Below are 26,252 nucleotides of genomic sequence, written 5' to 3'. Positions count from 1 at the left end.
ACAATGGCCAATATCGCACAAGCTCTCCGCGAAGAGACCGCAACGCCGTTTCAACGCGGCATCAAGGAGGCGCTCTATGCGGGCGCCATCTCCTTCGGCCTGTTTTTCCTGTTCATCGGCCTCAGGACCGACCAGAACATCCGCAACGAGCTGATCCTCGTCCCGCGCTGGGGCCTGCTCGCCATCATTGTCGGCCTGGTGATGGTCGGACGCTTTGTCTATGTCGCCTACGGTCAGCCGTTCCTGGCGCGGCAGAAGATCGTCAACGTTGCCAGCGGCCTGCTGCCGGACAGTGTGGCGACGCGGTTCTTCCGGCTGCCTTTTTTCATCGCGGCCCTCGTGATCGCCGCGCTGCTGTTGGTCTTCGCTGGTTCGCTTGACGGGATATTCGGGCCAACACTCGCCGGTTATGTGCGTTTCTTGCGTGCGCTGACCATCATCTACGCCTTGGCGTCGGTGCTGTTTTATTTCCGTACCTTCATCCATGCGCATTTCTCGGCGCTGGGTATCGGCGTTCTGGTGATCTACCCGATCTTTGTCGTGGTAACGCTGACGCTGATCTCGGGGTCGATGGCGTCCGGTTTCCAGGGCTCGCTCAAATGGGTCGACAATTTCGGCATCCAGATCCTGATCTATGTCATGCTCGCCTGGGGCCTGAACATCGTGGTCGGTCTCGCTGGCCTGCTCGACCTTGGTTATGTCGCCTTCTACGCCGTCGGCGCCTATGCCTATGCACTGCTGGCGACGCATCTCGGCTGGTCGTTCTGGATCCTGCTGCCGGTGGCTGGCTGCATGGCCGCCTTCTGGGGCGTCATGCTTGGTTTCCCGGTACTGCGGCTGCGAGGGGATTATCTGGCGATCGTGACACTGGCCTTCGGTGAGATCATTCGCCTGGTGCTGATCAACTGGCGCGAAGTGACCAATGGCGCGGCCGGCATCTCCGGCATTCCCAAAGTCAGCTTCTTTGGACTGATGTCGTTTAACGTTTCCGACCCCAACTACATCGCCAAGGTGCTCAACATCGCCCAATCCGGTGCCTACTACAAAATCTTCCTTTACTACCTCATCCTGGCCCTGGCGCTGCTGACCGCTTTCGTCACCATCCGGCTTCGCCGCATGCCGGTCGGACGGGCCTGGGAAGCGCTGCGCGAGGATGAAATCGCCTGCCGCTCGCTCGGCATCAATACGACGACGACCAAGCTGACGGCCTTTGCCACAGGTGCCATGTTCGGCGGTTTCGCCGGCTCGTTCTTCGCTGCCCGCCAGGGCTTTGTTTCGCCCGAATCCTTCGTGTTCCTGGAATCGGCGATCATCCTTGCCATCGTTGTGCTCGGCGGCATGGGCTCGCTGGTCGGCATCGCGGTTGCGGCCGCGGTGATGATCGGCGGCACCGAAATCCTGCGCGAAATGGAGTTCCTGAAGGTCGTCTTCGGGTCCGATTTCACGCCGGAGCTCTACCGCATGCTGCTGTTCGGCATGGCCATGGTCATCGTGATGCTGTGGAAGCCGCGAGGTTTCGTCGGCAGTCGAGAACCCACTGCCTTCCTGCATGAGCGAAAAGCCATCTCCAGTTCCTTCACCAAGGAAGGACACGGCTGATGAACGTTTCAATGAACAAGCCGATCTTGCAGGTCGAGCATCTGTCGATGAAGTTCGGCGGCCTGGTTGCCATCGGCGACCTGTCGTTTGAAGCCAAGCGCGGCGAAATCACCGCGCTGATCGGCCCGAACGGCGCTGGCAAAACCACGGTCTTCAACTGCATCACCGGCTTCTACAAGCCGACCGAGGGCATGATCCGCTTCACCGGACGTGAGGGCGGAGAATTCCTGCTCGAGCGCATGCCCGACTTCCAGATCACGGCCAAGGCCAAGGTGGCGCGTACCTTCCAGAACATCCGGCTGTTTTCGGGCATGACGCTGCTCGAAAATCTGCTGGTGGCGCAGCACAACAAGTTGATGAAGGCTTCTGGCTATACGGTCATGGGCCTGCTCGGGCTCGGCGGCTATCGCAAGGCTTCGGCCGAATCTGTCGATATCGCCAAGCACTGGCTCGAAAAATGCGAGTTGATCGACCGCGCCGACGATCCGGCGGGCGATCTGCCTTATGGTGCGCAGCGGCGGCTCGAGATCGCGCGTGCCATGTGTACCGAGCCGGAACTGCTGTGCCTCGACGAGCCGGCCGCAGGTCTCAATCCGAAGGAATCGTTGGCGCTCAACACGCTGCTCATCGACATCAAGGAAAATACCGGCACGTCGATCCTGCTCATCGAGCACGATATGTCGGTGGTCATGCAGATCTCCGACCACGTGGTGGTGCTCGAATACGGCCGCAAGATTTCCGACGGCGACCCGACGTCGGTCAGGACCGATCCGAAGGTCATCGCCGCCTATCTCGGCGTCGACGACGAGGAAGTCACCACCGTCCTGGTCGAGGTCGGCGACGAGCAGGTGATCGAGGAACTCGAGGGCGTGCCCGATCCGGCGCATGGTCCAAGCGCGTCATCGTCAATGATGGCCGGTCCGGTCAGCGACACGATCAGCCACAGCGATGGCGACGGTGAGATCGTGACTGTCTCCAAGGGCGCGTCGAAGGCGGCGCAGGTCGAAGCCCGGGATGCCAGGATTGCTGCCGAGCCAGCTACCAAGGCTGCTGCGGCCAAGGCGAAGGCGCCGAAGGCAAAGTCAGCCGCCGCACCTGCCGCCGGACTGATGGCTTCGCCCAAGCCGGTAAAGGCTGCGCCTGCAGCAAAGGCACCGAGAGCACCGGCCAAAACTGCTGCTTCGGCCGCACCGGTTGCCAAAGTTCCTGTAACGGTCAAGCCGGCCGTGGCGAAGGCCGACTCATCGAAAGCGGTTGCAAAGCCGGCCAAGGCTCCGGCTGCGAAACCAGCAGCCAAGGCGGCGGCAAAACCTGCTACGGCTGCACCGAAGGCAGCGACCACAAAGGCTGCGTCGGCGAAAGCCACCAAGGCAGCGCCGGCTCCAAAAGCAGCGTCAAAACCTGCGGCGCCAAAAGCTGACAAGCCGGTGCTGAAAGCGGCGGTGGTCAAAGCCCCGGTGAAGGTAGTGTCCGCGCCCAAGGCTCCAGCAAAATCGGCCAAGCCGGCTGCCGCACCAAAGGTCGCGGCGTCTGCCAAGCCTGGAACCAAGGTATCGGCCAAGCCGGCCAAGGCACCAACGGCCAAGGCTACCGTCACCAAAGCCCCCACTGCCAAAGCGCCTGTCGCCACGGCTGCGCCGGCCAAGGCACCGGTCGCCAAGACCATTGCCAATGTGCTTGCCGCACCGCGTGGCGGTGTGGCGGACCGGCTGATCCTGATCAAGGGCATTGGACCGGTCAACGAGAAGAAGCTCAACGACCACGGCATCTTTCATTTCGACCAGGTGGCGGGGTGGAAGAAGTCCGATATCGCGGCGGCGGAAGCCTACCTCGCCTTCGACGGACGGATTGAGCGCGAAGATTGGGTAGGGCAGGCCAAGGCGCTGGCGCGTGAAGCGGCCAAGCCGGCGAAAGCCAAGCGCGGAGGTGGCAAGTGACGGCTAAGACCTTGCTCGACATCAGGGGTGTCGAGACCTATTACGGCAACATCCGCGCGCTCAGCGGCGTCGATGTCTCGGTCAACGAAGGCGAGATCGTCGCCCTTATCGGCGCCAACGGTGCCGGCAAGTCGACGCTGATGATGACAATCTTCGGCACGCCCAGGGCGCGCCGCGGCACCATCACCTTCGCTGGTACCGACATCACCGACCTGCCGACGCATGAGATCGCCAGGCTGCGCATCGCGCAGTCGCCGGAGGGGCGGCGCATCTTCCCGCGCATGACGGTGATGGAAAACCTGCAGATGGGCGCAAGCCTCGACAACCTCAAATATTACGATGAGGACGTCGAGAAGGTGTTCACCCTGTTTCCCAGGCTCAAGGAGCGTATCGCCCAGCGCGGCGGCACGCTTTCAGGCGGCGAGCAGCAGATGCTGTCCATCGGCCGTGCGCTGATGGCGCGGCCCAAGCTGCTTTTGCTCGATGAGCCGTCGCTTGGTCTCGCACCGCTGATCGTCAAGCAGATCTTCGACGCCATCCGCGAGCTTAATCGGACCCAGGGCCTGACCGTGTTCCTTGTCGAGCAGAACGCCTTTGGCGCGCTGAAACTCGCCACGCGCGGCTATGTCATGGTCAATGGGCTGGTCACGATGAGTGGCTCGGGCAAGGACCTTCTCGCCAATCCAGAGGTTCGCGCGGCCTATCTCGAAGGCGGCCGCCACTAGGAGGATCCATCATGCACGGCATTCTCTACGAGGAAGCCTCGATCTGGCAGTTCTTTTTCGTCACCTGCGTCTTGGGTGGATGGGCGGCCTGGATGACCGGTCGCGCCTGCGCGCAGACATGGCGAAGCTACGCCAAACTGGTGCTCTACATACTAGGGCTAGGTATCGCTATACGCTTCATCCATCATGCGTTGTTCGACGGCACGATGTTTACGCTGCAATTCTATATCGTCGACACTATCGTGCTTATGGCGTTTGCACTGACTGGTTATAAATACACACGAACAAACCAGATGGTCACGCAATACAATTGGCTTTATGAAAAGGTTTCGCCTCTTTCTTGGAGATCGAAGTCCTGAGGGGCAAAGGCCAAATATCGGCGCCGATTCGCCAATGAATCGGCGTGACAACTGCCGGAAAATCGGCAAACTCACCTTTCTGCGATATGGGTGGGCATCGCAAGAAAGAAACTCCACGCCCACTCAATTAATGGGAGTGTTTCAATGAAAAAGTCACTTTTGTCGGCTGTTGCACTGACCGCGCTCGTAGCGTTCAGCGGCAGCGCATGGGCCGATGTCATCGTCGGCGTCGCCGGCCCGATCACCGGCCCCAATGCTGCCTTCGGCGCGCAGCTTCAAAAGGGCGCCGAGCAGGCTGTTGCTGACATCAACGCAGCCGGCGGCATCAATGGCGAGCAGATCAAGCTTGTGGTCGGCGACGACGTCTCCGATCCTAAGCAGGGCATTTCGGTCGCCAACAAGTTCGTCGCTGACGGCGTCAAGTTTGTTGTCGGTCACTTCAACTCGGGCGTCTCGATCCCGGCGTCGGAAGTCTATGCCGAAAACGGCATCCTCGAAGTCACCCCGGCTGCGACCAATCCGAAGTTCACCGAGCGCGGCCTGTGGAACGTGTTCCGCACTTGCGGTCGTGACGATGCGCAGGGCGGTATTGCCGGTGCTTATCTCGCGTCGAAGTTCAAGGACGCCAAGATCGCCGTCATCCACGACAAGACGCCTTACGGCCAGGGCCTTGCCGACGAAACCAAGAAGGCGATGAACGCCGCCGGCGTGACGGAAGTCATGTATGAAGGCGTCAACATCGGCGACAAGGATTTCTCGGCACTCATCGCCAAGATGAAGGAAGCCGGCGTTTCGATCGTCTATTGGGGCGGTCTTCACACCGAAGCCGGCCTGATCATCCGCCAGTCGGCTGACCAGGGCCTCAAGGCAACGCTCGTTTCGGGCGACGGCATCGTCTCCAACGAACTCGCCTCGATCGCCGGCGACGCCGTTGCCGGTACGCTCAACACCTTCGGTCCGGACCCGCGCCTGATCCCCGAGAACAAGGGCCTGGTCGAGAAGTTCCGTGCCGCCGGCTTCGAGCCGGAAGCCTACACGCTCTACTCATATGCCGCGATGCAGGCGATCGCTGAAGCTGCCAAGGCTGCCGGCTCGACCGACACCCAGGCTGTAGCCAAGGCACTCAAGGAGAAGGGCCCGTTCAAGACGGCGCTCGGCGACATCTCCTTTGACGAAAAGGGCGATCCGAAGCTGCCAGGCTACGTCATGTATGAGTGGCAGAAGGGCGCCGACGGCAAGTACACCTACGTGCAGCAGAAGTAATTCTGCGAGCACCATCGACCAAGAAATGCCCGGCGCTCCGCGCCGGGCATTTTTTTGTGCCGCGGAAAATATAGCATTCTGACGCTACGGAAATTAAATCGATTTAAGGAGCCGGGTTTTCGGTTGCACCGCAGCATTTTCCCGCTAATCATTCGCCGCCTCTTAAATATCCAGCGTCTGGAGCGTTTTCGTGCCGATCAGCAAGATCCTCGTCGCCAACCGATCCGAAATCGCCATCCGCGTCTTCCGCGCGGCCAATGAGCTGGGGCTCAAAACCGTGGCGATATGGGCGGAAGAGGACAAATATTCGCTCCATCGCTTCAAGGCCGACGAATCCTACCAGGTCGGCCGTGGTCCCTGGCTCGCCAAGGACATGGGGCCGATCGAGAGCTATCTTTCGATCGAAGAGATCATTCGCGTCGCCAAGCTGTCCGGCGCTGACGCGATCCATCCCGGCTACGGCCTGTTGTCGGAGAGCCCGGAATTCGCCGAGGCCTGTGTCGAGAGCGGCATCATCTTCATCGGCCCCAGGCCTGACACGATGCGCCGGCTCGGCAACAAGGTTGCGGCACGCAACCTCGCCATCGAAGTCGGTGTGCCGGTGATCCCGGCGACCGACCCGTTGCCCGACGACATGGACGAGGTGAAGAAACTCGCCGCCAAGATCGGCTATCCGGTCATGCTCAAGGCCTCATGGGGCGGCGGCGGTCGTGGCATGCGCGCCATCCGCAGCGAAGCCGATCTCGCCCGCGAGGTGGTGGAAGGCAAGCGCGAGGCCAAGGCGGCGTTCGGCAAGGACGAAGTCTATCTCGAAAAACTGATCGAGCGCGCCCGCCACGTCGAAGTGCAGGTGCTGGGCGATACCCACGGCAACGCCGTGCATCTGTTCGAACGCGACTGCTCGATCCAGCGCCGTAACCAGAAGGTCGTCGAACGCGCGCCAGCACCCTATCTCGGAATGGCCGAGCGCAACGAGTTGTGCGAGCACGCCCTCAAGCTTGCCCGCGAAACCGCCTATGTCGGCGCGGGCACCGTCGAATTCCTGCAAGACGCCAACAGCGGCAAATTCTACTTCATCGAAGTCAATCCGCGCATCCAGGTCGAGCACACGGTCACCGAGCAGGTGACCGGCATCGACATCGTCAAGGCGCAGATCCACATTCTCGATGGCTTCGCCATCGGCACGCCGGAATCGGGTGTGCCCGATCAGGCCGACATCCGCCTCAACGGTCACGCTCTGCAGTGCCGTATCACGACTGAAGATCCCGAGCAGAACTTCATTCCCGACTATGGCCGCATCACCGCCTATCGTGGGGCCACCGGCTTCGGCATCCGCCTCGATGGCGGCACCGCCTATTCGGGCGCGGTCATCACGCGTTTCTACGACCCGCTGCTCGAGAAGGTGACCGCCTGGGCGCCGACGCCCGACGAGGCGATTGCGCGCATGCACCGCGCGCTGCGCGAGTTCCGTATTCGCGGTGTGGCGACAAACCTGACCTTCCTTGAAGCGATCATCACGCACCCGGCCTTCCACGACAACTCCTACACCACCAAGTTCATCGACTCGACGCCGGAGCTGTTTGCCCAGGTCAAGCGCCAGGACCGCGCTACCAAGCTGCTCAACTATCTGGCCGATGTCACCGTCAACGGCCATCCCGAGACACGCAGCCGTGCCGCGCCCAACCCGGAAGCTGCCGCACCGGTCGTGCCATGGTTCACCGGCCCGATCCCCGATGGCACCAGGCAGAAGCTCGACCAACTGGGCCCGGAGAAATTCGCTGCCTGGATGCGGGCGCAGAAGCAGGTGCTGATCACTGACACGACAATGCGCGACGGTCACCAGTCGCTGCTGGCAACCCGCGTCCGCACCCATGACATCGCCAAGATCGCCGGCACCTACGCGCGCGCTCTGCCGCAGCTTCTGTCGCTTGAATGCTGGGGCGGGGCGACCTTCGATGTCGCCATGCGCTTCCTGACCGAGGACCCTTGGGAGCGCCTCGACAAGGTGCGCCAGGCTGCACCCAACATCTTGTTGCAGATGCTTCTGCGCGGCGCCAACGGCGTCGGCTACACCAATTATCCCGACAATGTCGTCCAGCATTTCGTACGCCAGGCTGCTGCCGGCGGCGTCGATCTGTTCCGCGTCTTCGACTGCCTCAACTGGGTCGAGAACATGCGCGTGTCGATGGACGCGGTGGGGGCAGAGGGCAAGCTCTGCGAGGCGGCGATCTGTTACACCGGCGATCTGCTCGACCCGAACCGCGCCAAATACGACCTGAAATATTATGTCGGGCTGGCCAAGGAGCTGGAAGCTGCCGGCGCCCACATCATTGCCGTCAAGGACATGGCCGGCCTGCTCAAGCCAGGTGCTGCGCGGGCTCTGTTCAAGGCGCTGCGCGATGCGACCGACCTGCCGATCCATTTCCACACGCATGACACGTCGGGTCTTTCGGCGGCAACGGTGCTGGCGGCGGTCGAAAGTGGCGTCGATGCCATCGATGCGGCGATGGATGCGTTTTCCGGCAACACTTCGCAGCCTTGCCTGGGCTCGATCGTCGAGGCCCTGCGCGGTTCGGATCGCGATCCGGGGCTTGCGCCCGAATGGATCCGCCGCATCTCGTTCTACTGGGAGGCGGTGCGCAACCAGTATGCCGCCTTCGAAAGCGACCTGAAGGGGCCGGCCTCGGAGGTCTATCTGCATGAGATGCCTGGCGGCCAGTTCACCAACCTCAAGGAGCAGGCGCGCTCGCTCGGGCTTGAAACCCGCTGGCACGAGGTGGCGCAGGCCTATCACGACGTCAATCTGATGTTCGGCGACATCGTCAAGGTGACGCCGTCGTCGAAGGTGGTGGGCGACATGGCGCTGATGATGGTGAGCCAGGAACTGACCGTCGCAGATGTCGAAAACCCGGCCAAGGACATCGCTTTCCCGGATTCGGTCGTGTCGATGCTGCGCGGCGATCTCGGCCAGTCGCCGGGCGGTTGGCCGGCAGCGTTGCAGAAGAAGGTACTGAAGGGCGAAAAGCCGATCACCGCGCGCCCCGGCTCGCTGCTCAAGGCAGCCGACCTCACGGCGAACCGCAAGGACGTCGAGACCAAGCTTGGCCGCAAGCTTTCGGAAAACGAGTTCGCTTCGTCGCTGATGTATCCGAAGGTGTTTTCGGACTTCGTCCACGCGCAGGAGACCTACGGGCCGGTCAGCGTCTTGCCGACGCCGGTTTATTTCTACGGCATGGAGCCTGAGGACGAAGTCTTCGTCGACATCGAGAAGGGCAAGACGCTGGTCATCCGCTGCCTTGCCGTCGGCGACGTCGATGACAAGGGCATGGTGACGGTGTTCTTCGAGCTCAACGGCCAGCCGCGCCGCGTCAAGGTGCCGGACCGCGCGCATGGCGCATTGGCTTCCAAGGTCCGGCGCAAGGCCGAAGCCGGCAACGAGGCCCATGTCGGCGCGCCGATGCCGGGCGTGGTCTCGACGCTTGCCGTCTCGGCCGGCCAGCCGGTCAAGGCGGGCGACGTGCTGCTGTCGATCGAAGCCATGAAGATGGAGACTGCCCTTCACGCCGAGCGCGACGGAACGATCGCCGAAGTGCTGGTGCGCACCGGCGACCAGATCGATGCCAAAGACCTGTTGGTCGTCTATGGCTGATCCTTGTCCGGCCAGTGGTTTAGAACAGCCCTTGGCCCGCCTTTGCTTCTTCCGCCGCGCTGCGGCGGATGAGGCTTTTGAACATGTAGCCGCGCTGGCCTTTGTAGACGACCGTGCACCAGTTGCAGTCGGTTTCGGCGTCGATGGCGGCGTTTGCCGGCACGACCAGGATCACCTTGGACTCGTCGGCGGGACCATCGCGCAAATTGCCCCATTTGGCGGCCTTTGCCGGGCGCAGGTCGGGCAGGGGGCCGTCGAGCAGGCTGGTGCTGGCCTGGGTGGCGCTTGCATCGACCATGCCGGTTGACGCTTCCAGCATCGCTACCTCGGCGTCGGTCTCGGCGACCTGTACATCCAGCGAGCCGCGCAGGCCGTGGGGGGCAATCGATGCCGTGTCGGAGTTATCCCTGATCTCGCCTATTGGTACGGCGGGCGCCTGTCCTGAAGCGCTTGCTTGGCGTTCGTCCGGCCCCGCCGCGTTGGCCTGTACCTTACTCGCACCGGCCTGCGATGCACTGGCCTGGCCCCAGCGCGAATTGTCGGCGGCTGGCGGAGAGCGTTCCAGCGTTGGCGTGGCAGGCTGCCGCGCTTGCTTGGCTGCTGGGTCTCCTTGCGAAGCCGCGGACAAGCCTCCGAGACCGGTAGTCTGAGGCTGCGTCACCTGCGGCGGCACCGCGGCCGTCTGCGTCGGGTCGGGTGCTGACGCGCTTGCAATCAGCACGACAGCCAAGGCGACCACCGCTGCACAGGAACCAAGCAGGGCAATGCTCGATGGCGACAGCTTGCGCGACCTGAGATCTTGGCCGGCTTGTTGCAGATGCGCGTTTACCTGGCTCGAAATTCCGGCGAGCCGGAACGGTGGGTTATTCATGGTACAAGACTCCACAACGGTGCGACGCGGCAAACAGCCGGCATCGACCCCCAACCCGTATTGGCATGCAAAAGGCGGAAATGATCTGCAAGCGGTTGGTGTTGCCTGTTCCGCTGCAGTCTTCACCATCCGGCTACATCCGCTATTGGACGGAAATCGGGCGAAGCCGTGTCAGGACGGCGGTTCTGGCCCAATGACTGCTCGGAATAGGGGCTTGATCGCAATCTAAATCGATTTAGTCTATGTTGACGCGGGCGCTGCGCTGCGCGTGTTTGCCAAGTGCACTGGTGCGGTAACTTTTTGAATCTGCCGATCACGGCTGCCTGAAATCGATTTCAGCTGTCAGGCTCATATGCTAGGAGTCGCGTTCGATGAACGCCACAAACACAACTGATCTCGCTGCAAAGGCTATTGCAGCACGCGCCCGCTGGGCCGTGGCCGCTGCCTTTTTCATCAATGGTTTTGTCACCGGGAGCTGGGCGACGCAGATCCCGCTGCTTTTGACTCGCTTGCATATCAGTGAGTTTGTGCTCGGCCTGCTGATCCTGGTGTTTGGCCTTGGCGCGCTTACGGCGATGCCGTTTTCCGGCTACCTGATGACCAAGCGCGGCTCGCGGCCCGTGGTGATCGGCTTTGCCTGGATCGTGGTCTTTGCGCTGCTGTTGGTCGCCCTTGCACCCAATGTCTGGCTTGCTGCGGTGACGATGTTCATCTTCGGCGGCTCGATCGGCGCGATGGATGTCGCCATGAACGCCAATGCCGTCGCCGTGGAAAAACGGCTGTCGCGGGCGATCATGTCGTCGTCGCATGGCTTCTGGAGCCTTGGTGGCTTTGCCGGCGGTGCACTAGGCGGCATCATCATCCAGAATTTCGGCCACCTGCCGCATGCGATTTTTGTAACCGTGGTAGCCGCTGCCATGACGGCCTTTGCGTTGCGACATCTGATCGGCGAGGACAGGCCGGTGACGCATGAGCACCGGCATTTCCGCCTGCCGCGCCTCCCCACCATCTATCTGGTCGGCATCATGGCGCTGTTTTCGATGATCCCGGAAGGCGCGGTGCTTGATTGGGCGGCACTTTACCTCAAGCAGGAACTCGGCGCCGACATCGCCACCGCTGGCTTTGCCTTCGCTGCCTTCTCCGGCATCATGGCGCTGATGCGCTTCCTTGGCGATGGCGTGCGCAACCGCTTCGGCGCGGTCAACACGCTGCGCTGTTCGGCACTGCTTGCGGCGGGCGGCATGCTCGCTGCCGGTCTCGCACCCAATCCATGGATTGCGATCGCCGCCTTTGCCATGTGCGGCCTTGGCGTCGCCAACATGGTGCCGATCGCCTTTTCCGCCGCCGGAAACCAGCCGGGCGTCGTGCCGAATATCGGCATGAGCGTCGTCACCACCATGGGCTATTCAGGCATCCTGGTGGCACCCTCGGCCATCGGCTTCGTTGCCGGGCATACCGGCTTCGCGCCGATCTTTGTCGCCCTGTCCGGCTTCCTGGTGGTTGTCAGCCTGATGGCTGGCCTTGCCCGCCATGCCGACTTCAGGGCCGTGCCTCAGGCGACGCCTGCCGAATAACGCTTCAGCTCCTCGTGCAGGAAATCAGCGACACGGCGGATACGCACGCTTGCGCGCACGTCGCGGTGCATGGCGAGCCATACCGGCAGCATTGGCAGTGTCAGTTCAGGCAGGACGATTTCGAGGTGCGGCTCGCGCCGAACGAGCTGCTCTTGCGCGATGCCGATGCCGTTGCCAGCCCGTACCGCTTCCCAGAGAACAATGTGATTGTCGCTGCGCAGCCGAAAGTCTTGCCGGGTGATGCCCGGCAAGAAGTGTTCGAAGCCGCGGATCATCTCGTCGCTGCGGTCGAAGCCGATCAGGTCGTGGTCGCGCAAATCGTCCGGCGCAGACGGGCGGCCACGCCGGTCGAGATAGGCTGACGTAGCGCACATGCTAAGCGCAATGTCGGTGACCTTGTGCGCCACCAGCTCGTTCTGGGCGGGGCGCACCATGCGGATGGCAATGTCGGCGTCGCGCCGAAGCAGGTTCTCGACCTGGTTGGAGGCGACGATCTCGACCTCGATGCCAGGTTCTTCGAGGCCGAGCCGGGCGAGCATGGCCGGCAGCACATGGGCTGCCACCATCTCGCTTGCGGCGATGCGAACGGTGCCTGCGATCGCCTCGACAGATCCCAGCGCGAGCCTGGCGAAGGCTGTGGCCTCCTCGCTGACCGCCCGGCCTCGTTCGAACAGCAGGCTTCCGGCCTCGGTCAGCACATAGCCATTGCGGCCGCGCCGGAACAGCGTGACGTCAAGCGCTTGTTCGAGTTCGGCGATGTGGCGCCCAAGCGTCGGCTGGCTCGATGCCAGGCTGCGCGCGGCGGCCGACAGGCTGCCGGTCTCGGCAACCGCGACAAAACTCCGGATCAGGTTCCAGTCTATCTCAGGCATTTATTCAAAATTGAATATCAAGTCGCCATTTTGAGTCAATTCATTTCCGTCTGTGAATGAACGAAAACGGGTCACCACAAACGCAGGAGTGACCGACATGACCAAGATCGCAATTCTGGGTGCCCGTGGCCGGCTCGGCCGCGCCGTTGCCAAGGCCTTCCTCGACGCCGGATATGAGGTGCGGGCCATCACCCGCGACGGCAAGCTGCCAGCGGAGCTGGCAGGGGCCGAAGCCATAGCCGCCGACGCGCTCGACCGGCAGTCGCTGATTGATGCCACCAGAGGCGTCGACATCATCTTCAACGGCCTGAGCCCGGTCTATTCCGACTGGAGCACGGTCCTGCCGATGGCCGAAAATGTCATGGCGGCGTGCCATTCCAATGGGGCGCTGCACATGGTTGCGGGTACCGTCTACAATTTCGGCTCGCCGATGCCCGCCGTCATCACCGAAGATACCCCGCAGCACCCAACGACCGAGAAGGGCCGTATCAGGGCCGCCACCGAAGAGCTGTTTCGCCGCGAAGCCGAGGCCCGTCGCGTTCGTACCGTTTTGCTGAGGGCGGGCGATTTCTTCGGCGGCAAGGGTACCGGTTCGTGGTTCGATCTGGTGGTCACCTCGAAGCTCGCCAAGGGCATCTACACTGCACCGGGGCCAGCCGACCTCATGCATGAATGGGCATATCTGCCCGATTTCGCCGCGGCCTTCGTGGCCCTTGCCGACAACCACGACAAGCTCGGTGTTTACGAAAACCTCAATCTGCCGGGCCATGCGGTTACCGACCTGGAGATCAAGGCGTCGATCGAGCGCGCGCTTGGCCGCAAGCTCAAGCTATCATCGATGCCCTGGTGGGTGTTGCGCGCTGGGGCCCCGTTCGTGCCGATGTGGAAGGCGATCGTGTCGATGTCGTACCTGCGTTTCGAGCAGCATCGGCTGGTGTCGCAGCGCCTCGAGCCCATCATCGGCCACATTCCCCATACGCCGCTCGACGAGGCGGTAGCAGGCGCACTCGCCGATCTCAGCTTGCTGCCTCAGGCAAAGGCCGCCTGATCTAGTGCAAAAGAAAACGCCCGGACTCTTCCGGGCGTTTTGCCGTTCAGCTGGCTTCAGGCAGTCAGACGCGGCCCATCAGCATCAGCACGAGAAGGATGACAAGGAGCACGCCGACGATGCCGGAAGGTCCGTAGCCCCATCCGCGCGAATGCGGCCAGGCTGGCACCGCTCCAAGCAGGATCAGGATCAGGATGATGATAAGCAGCGTCGAAATTGTCATTGTTCATGCCTCGTAATCTTACGCTTTGTCGAGGCAGGAACGCAAAAGGCCGCCCGGTTGTTCCGGGCGGCCTTTTGCGTGCGCGCAGTGTGTTGGTCTATTCCGCGGCCTTGGGGAAGGCGATAGCGGGTTCGTCGTCCACGGGCGGAGGCGGCGTCGGGGTGGCAGAGCCCTTGCCGAAACGCGCCTTGAACCACTGAACCAGCCTGCCAAACCAGCCGCGCTGGCCTGGCTTGCGCTTGTCGCGGGTGAACACCATCAGCATCGCCGGCGTCACCACCAAGGTGAGGACGGTGGCGAAAGACAGGCCGAAGACGATGGCGCTCGACAAGGCGATCCACCACTGGGTCGACGGCGCGTTGATGGTCGTCTCATGATGGAAGATCTCGAGGCCGAGACCAAACGCGATCGGCGCCACGCCCAAGATGGCTGACAAGGCGGTCAGCACCACTGGGCGGGCACGCTCGCGGCAGGTCTGCAGCACCGCGTCCATCTTGTTCCAGCCTTCTTCGCGCAGCCGGTCATAGGTGTCGATCAACACGATGTTGTTGTTCACCACAACGCCCGCCAGCGCGATCATGCCGATGCCGGACATGACGATGACAAAGGCTTGGCCGGTCAACAGCATGCCGAGCAGGGCGCCGACCGTCGCCATGACCACGCAGGACAGCACCAGAACCACGCTGGTGAACTTGTTGAACTGCGCCAGAAGCACGATGAAGATCAGGAAGATCGCAGCCCCGAAGGCATTGCCCAGGAACGCGCTTGCTTCGGCGCTGTCTTCGTTGGAGCCGGCGAGTTTCCAGTCGATGCCTGGCTGCGCCATCTCGCCGACGACCTTGCTCACTTCAGCCTGGACCGACGCGACCTGGTAGCCGGATGCGACGTTGCCCTGGATGGTGATCGTGCGCTTGCTGTCGATACGGTTCAAAATGCCGACGGTCAGCTCTGGCTTGCGCGCAACGAAGTTCGAGATCGGCACCGAGCCTTGCGGGGTCTCGATGCGCAACTGGTCGAGCGCTGCGAGCGTCCGGCGGTCCTCCGGCAGACGCAGCCTTATGTCGACAGCATCATCGGCACCGGCAGGACGATAGTCGGTGAGCTTCAAGCCTGTCGTCACCAGCTGGACGACGGTGCCGACCGCGGTCGGGCTGACGCCGTACTGGGCAGCCTTGGAGCGGTCGACGTCGAGCGCCCAGTCGATACCGGGAGGCGGCAAGCCGTCGGAGATGTCGATGACACCGGGCACCTTGGCGACCGCTGCCGCGACCTTCTTGGCATATTCGTTCAGCCCTGCCGGATCGACGGCGGACAGCTGCACCTGGATAGCCTTGCCGCTCGGCGGACCTGCGTCCGGCACGCGCACTTCGACATCGACGCCGGGAATGCCGGCCATCGTGGCCCGCAATTCGTCAAGGATGACATGCGCCGACTTGCGCTCACGCCAGTCGACGAACTCATACTGGATCACGCCGACGACATCTTCGGGGATGTCCTGGCCGCCGCGGGTCTTGCCGGAGCGCGTGTATACCGACTTGATGCCTGGCCAGCCGAGAATCCGGTTTTCGGCCTCGCGGGTTGCGGCATCCATTTCTTCAAGCGAGAGGTTGCCGCGTGCATGGACGTAGAGCAGGCCGTAATCGGGCTCGACGGTCGGGAAGAATTCCACGCCATTGCCAAACTTGACATAGGAGTAGAACCCGCCGGCAAGTAGCGCGAGCGTCAGTACCAGGGCCGTGATCGGATAGTGGACTGCCTTCTTGACGACCGCCATGTAGACGCCGTCCTTGTGCTCCTCTTCCGCATGGGCGGGCGCCTTGGCGAAGAGGGCCCCGAGCGTCGGCGCAAATATGAGCGCGTAGGCCATCGACGCCGCAAGCGTGACGATCAGCGTGATCGGCAGATACTTCATGAAGTCGCCGATGATGCCGGGCCAGAACAGCAGCGGAGAGAAGGCCGCGATGCGCGTCATGGTCGCGGCAATCACCGGGCCGGCCATGCGCTTGGCGGCCAGCTCGAAGGCTTGTTCCTTGGGCATGCCTTCCGACATGCGCCGCTCGGCAAATTCGGTCACGATAATGGCGTCGTCGACAAGCATGCCGACCGCCAGGATCAAGCTGAACAGCACGATCATGTTGATCGTGTAGCCCATCAGCGCGAGCGCCAGGATACCCATCAGGAACGATGACGGGATGGCGAGACCGATGAGCAGCGAGGCTCGGCCTGACAGCGCGTACAAGATGACGATGAACACCAGGATCACGGCGATGAGCACGTGGTTCTGGAGGTCGTTCAGCAACTGGTTGACGAAGACCGACTTGTCCTGGGTGTAGGTGACCTCCATGCCTTCCGGCGCGGTCTTGACGAAAGCATCGGCGACTTTCTTGGCGCCATCGATCGTCTCGACGATGTTGGCACCGATGCGCTTCTTGACCTCGATCGCGATCGCCGGCTTGCCGTCCAGGCGTGTGATCGTCTCGGCGTCCTTGAAGGTCGCCCGCACCGTGGCGATGTCTTGTACGCGCACAACCGCGTCGGGCGTCGCCACCACAGGCAGGCGCGCCACATCCTCAGGCGTTTCGATCAGCGCCGGCACCTTGACGGCATATTTGCCTTCCGAACCCTCGATGGTGCCGGCGGCGACAAGGCTGTTGGACTGGCCGATACCCTGGATCAGCTGGTTGAGCTGCAGCCCGTAGGACGACAGCTTGACCGGATCGATGATCGCCTCAACCAGCTCGTCGCGCGAGCCTTGAAGCGTGCCTTCCAGCACGCCGGGCACTTCTTCGATCTGGTCGCGCAGCTTCTTGGCAGCGGCTGTCAGCGCCCGTTCGGGCACATCGCCCGACAGCGTGACGACCAGGACCGGAAACTCCGACAGGTTGACTTCGTTGACGGTCGGTTCCTCGACGCCGGCAGGCAGGTCGCGCTTGGCGTCCTGCACCTTGTTGCGGGTGTCGATCAGCGCGTCGCCGAGGTTTGTGGAGGGGTCGAATTCAACGATGACATTGGCGCCGCCCTGAAAGGCGTTGGAGCGCATCTCTTTCAAACCCTTGAGGTTCTTGAGCTGCGATTCAACAGGCCTCAGAAGCAGCCGCTCGGCGTCCTCCGGCGAGATGCCTTGATAGACAAGGCTGACATACATGATCGGGATGGCGACGTCCGGTTCGGCTTCCTTCGGCACGGCGCGGTACGAAAGCGTACCCGCTATGACGAGGAAAAGCAGAATCGATAGGGTCAGCCGCGCATTGCGGATCGCAAGCTTGACGATGTCCATTGTTTACTGCGTCCCGGTCGCATCTTCGATGAGCTTCTTGACCATCGCCTCGTCGGCGAGCTGGGCCTTGACCTCGTCGCCATCTTTGACCAGGTCCTGGCCACGGATGATGATCTTGGCGTCGGCGGGAATGCCGCCGAGCACGAGGCCGTTCTGGGTGTCGTCGACAAGGTCGATCGGGTAAAATACCACCTTGGACGAGGCATCGACGGCGCGAATGCCGAGATCGCCATTCTCGTTCAGCGTCACCACCGAGCGCGGCAGCATCACGGCGTCGACAGGCTTGGCGCGCACGGTGATCTCAGCCGTCATGCCGGCGGGAATGGCGCCGTCAGCGTTGGGAATGGCGATTTCGACCGGGAAGGTGCGGGTCTGGGACGTCGCGTCGCGGCTGATGTAACGCAGCTTTCCCATCACCACCTCGCCATTGACCAGCTTCACCTCGGCTTCATCGCCGATCTTGATGTAGCGCAGGTCGCGTTCGCTGATCTCGCCTTTGCCAAGGATCGGATCGAGGTTGAGGATGGTGGCGATTTCCGCGCCCTGCAGCACCGAGCTGCCGATCTCGACGCTGACCTTGTCAACGAGTCCGTCGAAAGGCGCCTTGACCTGGTTGCGCGAAAGTTCGGCTTCGGCGGCCTGGATGAGAGAAAGTGCGGTCGCATAGGCGGACCAGGCACTGTCGGCCTGAAGCTTGGTCCTGGTACCAGCGACCACGAGCTTCTGCGCCGCTTCCCACTCGGCCTTGCGCTGGGCAAGCACAGCCTTCGCCGTATCGAGGGCGGCGGTCTTTTCCTCGGCATCGAGCATCATCACCAGGTCACCCTGCTTGACGCGATCCCCTTGCTTGACGGGAAGCTGCAAGATGACACCGTTAACCCGGCTGGCGAGCGTGGCCCGCTTGTCGGCCTCGGTTTTGCCTGACACGCGGATAGCGCGGGCGTGATCGAAGCGCGGCGGCACGACAACCATCACGGTGCGCAGCGGTGCCTTGGGTTGTTCGGCCTGGGCAGGTTTTGCTTCGGGGTCGGGCTGGGCGCTGCCCACAGAAGAGAATTCGCCTGTGCCCATCCACGCCGCAAATCCGACGAGCACGACCAAGGCTGCAAGCTTGTGGAACCTAATCTTCGACATTGTCGTTATCCGTTGAGGACGGTTGCGGCCACCGCCGTCTTGCCTGGCGCGTCGCCCCGATATGGTGGCGCGCAATACCGCATTCAAATCCGCCAAGGGGGCAATGTGGCGGGGAGGGCGTCTTCTACATCAAATACAGATCGCAAAATAGTGATAAAAAATAATGGAAACATCATCCTGACAAAACTGGCAGGAGGTGTCAGCACGCTGCGGTTGCCGAGCCAAAATGGCGGCTTTTCGCGGCTTAGTTGTGCTGGCGAGCGGCAGCCGGCTTGCTTCTTGTGGCCAAAAACTCGCGCACGCGCGGCCCTGCGGCGGGTCCGTGCAACGGCCTGAAGCCATCGTCCAGTTGCCCGGATAGGTCGAGCGTGGCCTGCTTGCCTACCGAATCAAAGTTGTCTTCGAGCCAGTCGCTGGCCGCCGTGCGGCCAAGGTCGCGCAAGTATTCGAGGAACGCCCATTCTGCGTTGACCTTGGACGATGCCGAAAGATCCTTGAAGGCTTCATCGGCGTCGATGCGATGCATGCGGATGTCGTGGAACTCGCCATGCGGCAACCGGCCTGCGGCGATCAGTTCCTTGATGAAGGCGATCGCGCGGAATTCGCGCAGCAGCCCGGCGTTGAAGGTGATCTCGTCGATGCGGTTCTGGATTTCGTTGGCGGTCTTTGGCGTCTGTTCGCGGATCACCGGGTTGATCTGGACGAGCAGGACGTCGTCAGTGTCGTTGGCCTTGAAGAACGGGTAGATCGCCGGATTGCCGCCGTAACCGCCGTCCCAATAGGGCACGCCCTTGATATCGACGGCCTGGAAGATCTGCGGCAGGCAGGCCGAGGCCATCACCGTGTCGAGGTCGATCTCGCCGTCGCTGAAGACGCGCAGCTGGCCGGTCTCGACATTGGTCGCCGAGATGAACAGGTCGATGTCCTTGCAGGCGCGAACATTGGCGAAGTCGATCTCTTCGGCGACCACGTCGCGTAGCGGGTTGAGGTTCAAGGGGTTGGCGACATAGGGCGAAAACACGCGCGACATCGTGTCGAACCAGATGTAGCCGGGCGTGTTTTCGATGGACCAGTTGCCCCACAACATGTCCCAGGGCGAACGCTGCACCGGGCTGAAGCGGCCTTTGCGCGCCACCGCGCGCCAAAAATCCTCAAGCTTGGCGCGTGCGCCTTCCGCACCGCCACGCATCCAGCCGTCGGCCAGCGCCACGGCGTTCATCGCGCCGGCACTGGTGCCCGATACCGCCTTGATGTCGAGCCGGCCATCTTCCAGCAGGCGATCAAGCACGCCCCAGGAAAAGGCTCCGTGCGAGCCTCCGCCCTGAAGTGCGATGTTGATGGGCTTCTTCTCTTCCGCCTTGCCGTTTCCAGCCATGGCGATTTTTTCCTTTGAGACCGTCACTGAGCGGTCCAGCCGCCGTCCACCGAAACATGCGTGCCGTTGATCTGGGCCGCAGCCGGGGAGGCGAGAAACACAGCCGTTGCCGCAACCTGTTCGACGGTGACGAATTCCTTGGTCGGCTGGCGGTCGAGCATGACCTCGCGAATGACGGTATCGCGGTCCATGTTGTGCGCCTTCATCTGGTCGGGGATCTGCGCTTCAACCAGCGGGGTCAGCACATAGCCGGGGCAGATGGCGTTGCAGGTGATCTTGTCGAGGGCGACTTCCAGCGCCACCGTCTTGGTCAGGCCCAAAATGCCATGCTTGGCCGCGACATAGGCCGACTTGTAGGCCGAGGCGACGAGGCCGTGCGCCGAGGCGATGTTGACGATGCGGCCGCCGCCGGCCTTCTTCATCAATGGGATCGCGGCAGCAGTGGTGTGAAACGCCGAGGTCAGGTTGATGGCGATGATGGCATCCCACTTCTCGACCGGGAAGTCCTCGACGGGAGCGACATACTGGATGCCGGCATTGTTGACGAGGATGTCGACCGAACCGAATCTTGCGGCGGCCTTGGCAACCAGCGCGCGGCAGTCCGCTGCCTTCGACATGTCCGCCTGGATATAGACGGCGGCAACCTTGTATTGCCCGGAGATCTTCTCGGCGATGGCGTGATCGGCCGGTGTGTCGGAGAACGAATTGACGACGATATTGCAGCGCTCGGCCGCGAATGCCTCAGCAATGGCGAGGCCGATACCGGAAGTCGAGCCGGTAACGATGGCGGTTCTTGTCGCGGTCATGGCAGGAAAATCCTTCGGGAATGCCTATGTTGCAATGCAGCATATACGCGCTGTGTGGCGCAATAGAAGCACGACTGGCGCACAGTTTCGTGAAATTATGGTGGAAACGGCCTGTCTGGCTGGGATGCGCCCCACTCTTGGCGGGCGCGTCCACCTGCGATATTGACATGGCGCGCCGCGCGCGCCACCTCAGACGCGGATACCTCGAGCTTAAAAAGGCCGTCCGATGACCGGCTACTTCTCCTCCCCATTTCCTCGCCGCAAGTCGGTCGGCGTTAGCGTCGGCGGCGTGATCGTCGGCGGTGAAGCGCCAGTCGTGGTGCAGTCGATGACCAACACCGACACGGCCGACATCGACAAGACTGTGGCCCAGGTTGCAGCACTCCATCGTGCCGGTTCGGAAATCGTGCGCATCACCGTCGACCGCGACGAGAGTGCCGCTGCGGTTCCTCATATCCGCGACCGGCTTGCCCGGCTCGGCGTCAACGTGCCGCTGGTCGGCGACTTCCACTATATCGGCCACAAGCTTTTGGCAGACCATCCGGCCTGTGCCGAGGCACTGGCGAAATATCGCATCAATCCGGGCAATGTCGGCTTCAAGGAAAAGAAGGACAAACAGTTCGCCGACATCGTCGAGATGGCGATCCGCCACGACAAGCCGGTGCGCATCGGCGTCAACTGGGGTTCGCTCGACCAGGACCTGTTGACCCGGCTGATGGACGAGAACCAGAAAAACGGTTCGCCGCTCACCGCCAACCAGGTGATGCACGAGGCGATCGTGCAGTCGGCGCTGATTTCGGCCGACCTTGCCGAAGAGATTGGCCTGCCGCGCGAAAAGATCATCCTGTCGGCCAAGGTCAGCGGCGTGCAGGACCTGATCGCCGTCTACACCATGCTTGCCACCCGCTCCAACCATGCGCTGCATCTCGGCCTGACCGAGGCTGGCATGGGCTCGAAGGGCATCGTTGCTTCGTCCGCCGCCATGGGCATCCTGCTGCAGCAGGGCATCGGCGACACCATCCGCATCTCGCTGACGCCGGAGCCCAATGGCGACCGCACTCGCGAAGTCCAGGTGTCGCAGGAATTGCTGCAGACCATGGGCTTCCGCCAGTTCGTGCCGATCGTGGCGGCTTGCCCCGGCTGCGGCCGCACGACCTCGACGGTGTTCCAGGAGCTGGCCCAGAATATCCAGGACGATCTTCGCAAGAACATGCCGGTTTGGCGCGAGAAATATCCCGGCGTCGAAGTGCTGAAGGTCGCGGTGATGGGTTGCATCGTCAACGGCCCAGGCGAATCCAAGCATGCCGATATCGGCATCTCCTTGCCCGGCACTGGCGAGACGCCCACGGCCCCCGTCTTCATCGACGGCAAGAAGGCAGCCACGCTGCGCGGACCGGCCATCGCTGCGGATTTTGAGAAAATGGTCGCCGACTATATCGAGCAGCGCTTCGGTCAAGGCGGCAGGGCGGCAGCCGAATAGCGATGCGGAACCTGGCGAGGACAGCGCTGGCTTTCCTCGTTTCTCTGGTCTTTTGCGTATCGGCGCTCGCCGATCCGCCTCGCTCGGCTGAGAAAATCCATGTCGCGCGTGTCTGCGACCTGATCGACACCCATGCCCGCCGCCATGGCCTGCCGAGCGAGTTCTTTGCCCGCCTGATCTGGAAGGAAAGCCGCTTCGATCCGAACGCGGTAAGCCCCGCGGGTGCCGAAGGCATCGCCCAGTTTATGCCGGGAACGGCTGCCATGCGCGGCCTTGCCGATCCCTTCGACATGGAACAGGCGATCCCGGCTTCGGCGCGCTATCTCGGCGAACTCAAGACCGGTTTCGGCAATCTGGGCCTGGCAGCCGCTGCCTACAATGCTGGCGAAAACCGCGTCTCGCGCTGGCTGTCGTCGGGCGGTTTCCTGCCACTCGAAACCGAGGACTACGTGCTCGACATCATGGGGGAGCCGGCCGACAATTTTTCCGACAAGGCCTATGCCGGCACCAATCGGCCGCTCGATCCGAAGCTGTCTTTTGCGGTTGCCTGTCAAAACCTGCGGGTCATCATGTCGGCGACGGTCGCCATGGCCAGCATCAATATCAAGCCTTGGGGCATTCAGGTCGCCGGCAATTTCCGCCGCTCGGCGGCGATCAAGCAGTGGCAGCGCCTCGAGGGGCGTTTTCCCAAATTGCTTTCATCGCATGAACCGGTCGTCAGCCGTGTTCGCACGCCGATGGGGCGGCGCGGCATCTATGCCGTGCGTATCGGCGCTGACGACCGCAGCGAGGCCGGTCTCATCTGCCAGAGCCTGCACAGCGTCGGCGGCTCCTGTATCGTGGTCAGGAATCGCTGAAGCCTAAGTTTGTTCAGGCTACGGCCGTCTTGGCGGCTGATGGATGGTCGAAGCTGAGCATGCGATGGAAGCTCTTTGCGTCCTCGGCCTTGCGCAGCCGCGCGACGGTGCCAGGGTCGCGCAGGAAACGGGCGATCTTGGCCAGCACGTTGAGGTGTTTCAGCGGCGAGATCTCGGGCAACAGCAGCAGCACGACAAGATCGACATCCTGATCGTCGACGGCTTCAAACGGGCAAGGTGTCTTGAGCCGCACAAACGCGCCAAACGGCTCTTGCAGCCCGCGCAGCTTGGCATGTGGGATCGCCACCCCCTGGCCAAGGCCGGTCGAACCAAGCTTCTCCCGCGCCGAAAGCACCGAGACGATCTCGGCAGCCGGGCAGCCCGTGCGCCTGGCTACGTGCAACGCGAGCTCCTTGAGCAGCCGCGTCTTGCCATCAGGCTTGAGGTCGAGGATCACGTCCTCGACCGAGATCACCTCGCGGATATCCATCTTCAGCTTGAAAGCATCGTGGCAAGTGCCAAGCCACCCAGCAGCAGGCCGGTGACGAAAAACAGGCGCGTGAACATGAAGGGCTCGGTCTGGCCTTTGACCGGGCGGTGGTCGTTTGCGGGCACGCGTTTCGCGGTCTCGACGGTTTGCGCGCTGACGAACCTGTCGGGCATCTGAGTGCGAAGCATCGAAGTCTTCCTTTTTTGTTCGCGCCGGAGCGGCAAAAATTGCCGTTATCCAGTCGCGGTCAGGAAGGTAAAAGCTCCAACATCAGTATTCGAGAGAGGCAAACGCACCAAGAAATAAGAAAGTCATAGGTATCATCAAAGGTATCTTGGGCAGCTTTACGCCGACTGAACCAGCTCGGCGCTCTCGCTCAACCACGTGCCTATCTTGGCGCCAAGCTTGTCTGGCGACACCGGCTTGGGCAGATAGTCGTCCATGCCCGAATCTATGCACTTCTCGCGGTCTCCCTTGAGCGCATGCGCGGTGACGCCGATGATCGGCGTGCGGCTGCCATTGGCTGCTTCTTCAGCGCGTATGGCGCGGGTCGCCTCGTAGCCGTTCATCTCCGGCATCGAAACGTCCATCAAGATCAGCTTGGGCTTGAAGGTGCGATACATCTCCACCGCCGTCCGGCCATTGCCGGCGATACGATGGCTGAGGCCGAGCCCAGACAGGATCTGGCCGAAGACGAGCTGGTTGACCTCGTTGTCCTCGGCCACCAGCACGTCGAGCCCACCGCCATGCAAGGGCGTTGGCTCGGGGTGGGCAAGCGGGGCTTGAACCGGGCCGCGGATGACGGTGAAGGCAGGTGGCGAATGATGGATCGGCTCTCGGACGAATTCCATCCGGCCAGCCTGCGAACGGGCTTTTTGCACCGAGGCGATCACCGTGCCGAGCAACACCGCCGAACGTGCCGGCTTGGTCAGATGCGCGGAGATACCGAAATCGAGCACCATGCGAGAGAAATCGACCTGGTCGACCGAGGTCAGGAGCACGACCGGGATCGACGAGATGCGGCTGTCGGCGGCAATCGCCTTGGCGACATCAGCACCGTTCATGCCCGGCATCTGGTAATCGAGGATGACGCAGTCGACACTGGCGCCGAGCTGGGCTGCGCGGTCGAGGAAGGCGAGGCCGATGGCGCCGCTTTCGGCAGCGGCACAGTCGAAGCCCCAGCTTTTCAGCTGCTCGAGCAGGATCTCGCGGTTGACCGGGTTGTCGTCGATGACCAGCACGCGCGCGCCGGTGACGTCGACCGGCACAATGCCGCTTGTCTGCTGCGCTTCATACTTGGGCAGCATGGCGGTGAACCAAAACACCGAGCCCTTGCCGAGTTCGCTTTCGACGCCGATATGGCCGTTCATCAAGTCGACGAGGCGGGCAGCGATGGCAAGCCCAAGGCCTGTGCCCTCGTGGCGGCGGGTCGAACTGCCGTCGACCTGGGCGAATTTTTCGAACACGCTCTGCAGCTTGTCTGCGGGGATGCCAATGCCAGTGTCTTCGACGCGGACCTTGAGGGCCACGGTGTCGTCGATCATTTCTCCCGTCACGTCGACCAGCACATGGCCGCGTTCGGTGAACTTCACCGCATTGCCGAGCATGTTGGTGATGATCTGGCGGAAGCGGCCGACATCGCCAACGACATGGCTCGGCAGGCGCGGATCGATGCGGACGATGAGCTCCAGGTTCTTTTCGGCAACACGTGCTGAGATCAGGGTCGCGACATCTTCGACCGCCTCGCCGAGATGGAAAGGAGCAGGATCGAGCGTCAGCTGGCCGGCATTGATCTTGGAGAAATCGAGAACGTCGTTGATGATGGTCAAAAGCGCGTTGCCCGACTTCACGATGACGTCGGTAAACGTCTTCTGGCGCGGCGTGAGGTCAGTTCGCGCCAAAAGCTCCGCCATGCCGAGCACGCCGTTCATCGGCGTGCGGATTTCATGGCTCATATTGGCGAGAAATTCCGACTTGGCGCGGTCGGCGGCCTCGGCCTTGGACAGCGACTCTGCACTTTCGGCAAAGGCGCGGCGGATGGCATGTTCCATCGGGCGGAACACCCACACGGCGACCCCCCCGATCACCAGCATGAGCAAGGCGCTTGCCATCATCAGCAGCCGGTCGCTGCGCGCCTCGGCGTATCGGCGCTCGCTCGCCATGGCGCTGCTTGCGCGGAGCAGCATCGGCTGGGCGAACAGGTCGTTCTGGTTGCGGATTTCGCGAGAACTCCATTCGTCGGGCGATTGAGCCGTGGCGAGCGCACCCAGGTTGCGGGCGATGTCACGCGCCGACCAGAACAAGTCGCCATTGACGGACGCGCTGTCGAGTTCGCGCAACGACTTTTCCGACAGCTGCGGGCGCACCGAATTGATCGTGTCGGTCAGGGCCTCGATGCCGGCCTCTAGCCGTGCCGCGTGGTTGCGGCCCGCAATCGCGAGTGCCTCCCGCGTTTCAGGACGCCAGGCAGTGGGCGTGGTTTCGGCGAAGTTGGTGGCGTTGCGCAGGTCGCGAGCAAAGGACGAAAGCTCGGACGCGATGGTGTCGACATTGCGCCGGTAGGAATTGCCCTGGCTGAAGGCAACCATCACCGCCATGGAAGAAAGCGCGAAGATCAACAGACCCGACAGGTATCTGATCCGTATCGAGCCGATGAAGGACGAGTGCTCCGGCATGCGCAACCCCAAACACATACGCACAATTTTACAGAGCC

Annotated in this window: 19 protein-coding genes and 1 pseudogene; 10 read left to right on the top strand and 10 right to left on the bottom strand. The window is 62.4% G+C overall.

Annotated features, from left to right (window positions below):
* Positions 1-3: 3 nt before the first annotated feature.
* From livM to pyc, 6 genes and pseudogenes are all read left to right on the top strand, one after another.
* Positions 4-1,599: a high-affinity branched-chain amino acid ABC transporter permease LivM gene (livM, locus tag AC1DLV_RS11400; RefSeq protein ID WP_476800166.1), complete on the top strand. Its 1,596-nt coding sequence runs from the start codon at positions 4-6 to the stop codon at positions 1,597-1,599.
* Positions 1,599-2,483, top strand: a pseudogene (locus AC1DLV_RS11395) (ABC transporter ATP-binding protein); the annotation flags it as partial. The gene livM and the pseudogene AC1DLV_RS11395, both read left to right, overlap by 1 nt.
* Positions 2,484-3,532: 1,049 nt before the next feature.
* On the top strand, positions 3,533-4,261 hold the full coding sequence (locus AC1DLV_RS11390; protein WP_476800165.1) for an ABC transporter ATP-binding protein: 729 nt from the start codon (positions 3,533-3,535) through the stop codon (positions 4,259-4,261).
* Positions 4,262-4,272: 11 nt separating this feature from the next.
* Positions 4,273-4,620 (top strand): DUF6867 family protein, encoded by a 348-nt coding sequence (locus tag AC1DLV_RS11385; RefSeq protein ID WP_476800164.1) that lies wholly within the window; start codon positions 4,273-4,275, stop codon positions 4,618-4,620.
* 144 nt (positions 4,621-4,764) lie between these two features.
* Entirely contained in the window at positions 4,765-5,883 is a 1,119-nt protein-coding gene (locus AC1DLV_RS11380; protein ID WP_476800163.1) for a branched-chain amino acid ABC transporter substrate-binding protein, read from the top strand.
* A 190-nt stretch (positions 5,884-6,073) separates the two neighbouring features.
* Positions 6,074-9,532, top strand: a complete 3,459-nt coding sequence (gene pyc / locus AC1DLV_RS11375) for a pyruvate carboxylase (RefSeq protein ID WP_476836164.1) — start codon at positions 6,074-6,076, stop codon at positions 9,530-9,532.
* 19 nt (positions 9,533-9,551) lie between these two features.
* Here the strand turns inward: pyc and AC1DLV_RS11370 are convergent, their stop codons facing one another.
* A complete protein-coding gene (locus tag AC1DLV_RS11370; RefSeq protein WP_476800161.1) occupies positions 9,552-10,403 on the bottom strand; it encodes an SH3 domain-containing protein in 852 nt (283 codons plus the stop codon).
* A 371-nt stretch (positions 10,404-10,774) separates the two neighbouring features.
* Between AC1DLV_RS11370 and AC1DLV_RS11365 the strand changes: the two genes are divergently transcribed.
* A complete protein-coding gene (locus AC1DLV_RS11365) occupies positions 10,775-11,977 on the top strand; it encodes an MFS transporter (protein ID WP_476800160.1) in 1,203 nt (400 codons plus the stop codon).
* Here the strand turns inward: AC1DLV_RS11365 and AC1DLV_RS11360 are convergent.
* Complete coding sequence (locus tag AC1DLV_RS11360) at positions 11,956-12,849, bottom strand: LysR family transcriptional regulator (RefSeq protein ID WP_476800159.1); 894 nt, start codon at positions 12,847-12,849, stop codon at positions 11,956-11,958. The genes AC1DLV_RS11365 and AC1DLV_RS11360 overlap by 22 nt on opposite strands.
* Before the next feature lie 97 nt (positions 12,850-12,946).
* On the opposite strand from AC1DLV_RS11360, the gene AC1DLV_RS11355 reads away from it, so the two are divergent.
* Positions 12,947-13,897 carry an NAD-dependent epimerase/dehydratase family protein gene (locus AC1DLV_RS11355; protein WP_476800158.1) on the top strand — a complete coding sequence of 317 codons (951 nt, stop codon included), beginning with the start codon at positions 12,947-12,949 and terminating at the stop codon, positions 13,895-13,897.
* Positions 13,898-13,961: 64 nt separating this feature from the next.
* On the opposite strand, the gene AC1DLV_RS11350 is transcribed toward AC1DLV_RS11355, so the two are convergent.
* From AC1DLV_RS11350 to AC1DLV_RS11330, 5 genes are all read right to left on the bottom strand, one after another.
* Entirely contained in the window at positions 13,962-14,120 is a 159-nt protein-coding gene (locus AC1DLV_RS11350) for a DUF3309 family protein (RefSeq protein WP_476800157.1), read from the bottom strand.
* Positions 14,121-14,217: 97 nt separating this feature from the next.
* On the bottom strand, positions 14,218-17,397 hold the full coding sequence (locus AC1DLV_RS11345; RefSeq protein WP_476800156.1) for an efflux RND transporter permease subunit: 3,180 nt from the start codon (positions 17,395-17,397) through the stop codon (positions 14,218-14,220).
* Positions 17,398-17,400: 3 nt separating this feature from the next.
* Positions 17,401-18,531 carry an efflux RND transporter periplasmic adaptor subunit gene (locus AC1DLV_RS11340; protein ID WP_476800155.1) on the bottom strand — a complete coding sequence of 377 codons (1,131 nt, stop codon included), beginning with the start codon at positions 18,529-18,531 and terminating at the stop codon, positions 17,401-17,403.
* 244 nt (positions 18,532-18,775) lie between these two features.
* Positions 18,776-19,906, bottom strand: coding sequence for a patatin-like phospholipase family protein (locus AC1DLV_RS11335; RefSeq protein ID WP_476800154.1), 1,131 nt, complete (start codon positions 19,904-19,906; stop codon positions 18,776-18,778).
* A 23-nt stretch (positions 19,907-19,929) separates the two neighbouring features.
* Positions 19,930-20,712 carry a 3-hydroxybutyrate dehydrogenase gene (locus AC1DLV_RS11330; protein WP_476800153.1) on the bottom strand — a complete coding sequence of 261 codons (783 nt, stop codon included), beginning with the start codon at positions 20,710-20,712 and terminating at the stop codon, positions 19,930-19,932.
* A 226-nt stretch (positions 20,713-20,938) separates the two neighbouring features.
* Here AC1DLV_RS11330 and ispG point away from each other — a divergent pair, with 226 nt between their 5' ends.
* Entirely contained in the window at positions 20,939-22,192 is a 1,254-nt protein-coding gene (gene ispG, locus AC1DLV_RS11325; RefSeq protein ID WP_476800152.1) for a flavodoxin-dependent (E)-4-hydroxy-3-methylbut-2-enyl-diphosphate synthase, read from the top strand.
* 2 nt (positions 22,193-22,194) lie between these two features.
* Positions 22,195-23,049: a lytic transglycosylase domain-containing protein gene (locus AC1DLV_RS11320; protein ID WP_476800151.1), complete on the top strand. Its 855-nt coding sequence runs from the start codon at positions 22,195-22,197 to the stop codon at positions 23,047-23,049.
* 13 nt (positions 23,050-23,062) lie between these two features.
* On the opposite strand, the gene AC1DLV_RS11315 is transcribed toward AC1DLV_RS11320, so the two are convergent.
* The 3 genes from AC1DLV_RS11315 to AC1DLV_RS11305 form a co-directional block, all read right to left on the bottom strand.
* Positions 23,063-23,539 carry a PTS sugar transporter subunit IIA gene (locus AC1DLV_RS11315; protein ID WP_476800150.1) on the bottom strand — a complete coding sequence of 159 codons (477 nt, stop codon included), beginning with the start codon at positions 23,537-23,539 and terminating at the stop codon, positions 23,063-23,065.
* A 2-nt stretch (positions 23,540-23,541) separates the two neighbouring features.
* Positions 23,542-23,727 (bottom strand): hypothetical protein, encoded by a 186-nt coding sequence (locus AC1DLV_RS11310; RefSeq protein ID WP_476800149.1) that lies wholly within the window; start codon positions 23,725-23,727, stop codon positions 23,542-23,544.
* A 156-nt stretch (positions 23,728-23,883) separates the two neighbouring features.
* Positions 23,884-26,214 (bottom strand): response regulator, encoded by a 2,331-nt coding sequence (locus tag AC1DLV_RS11305; protein WP_476800148.1) that lies wholly within the window; start codon positions 26,212-26,214, stop codon positions 23,884-23,886.
* Positions 26,215-26,252 lie beyond the last annotated feature (38 nt).

It is taken from the genome of Aminobacter sp. 01T433, from assembly GCF_056398585.1.
Note: the sequence above shows the minus strand (reverse complement) of the source record. Positions and strands in the feature narration are given on the sequence as shown.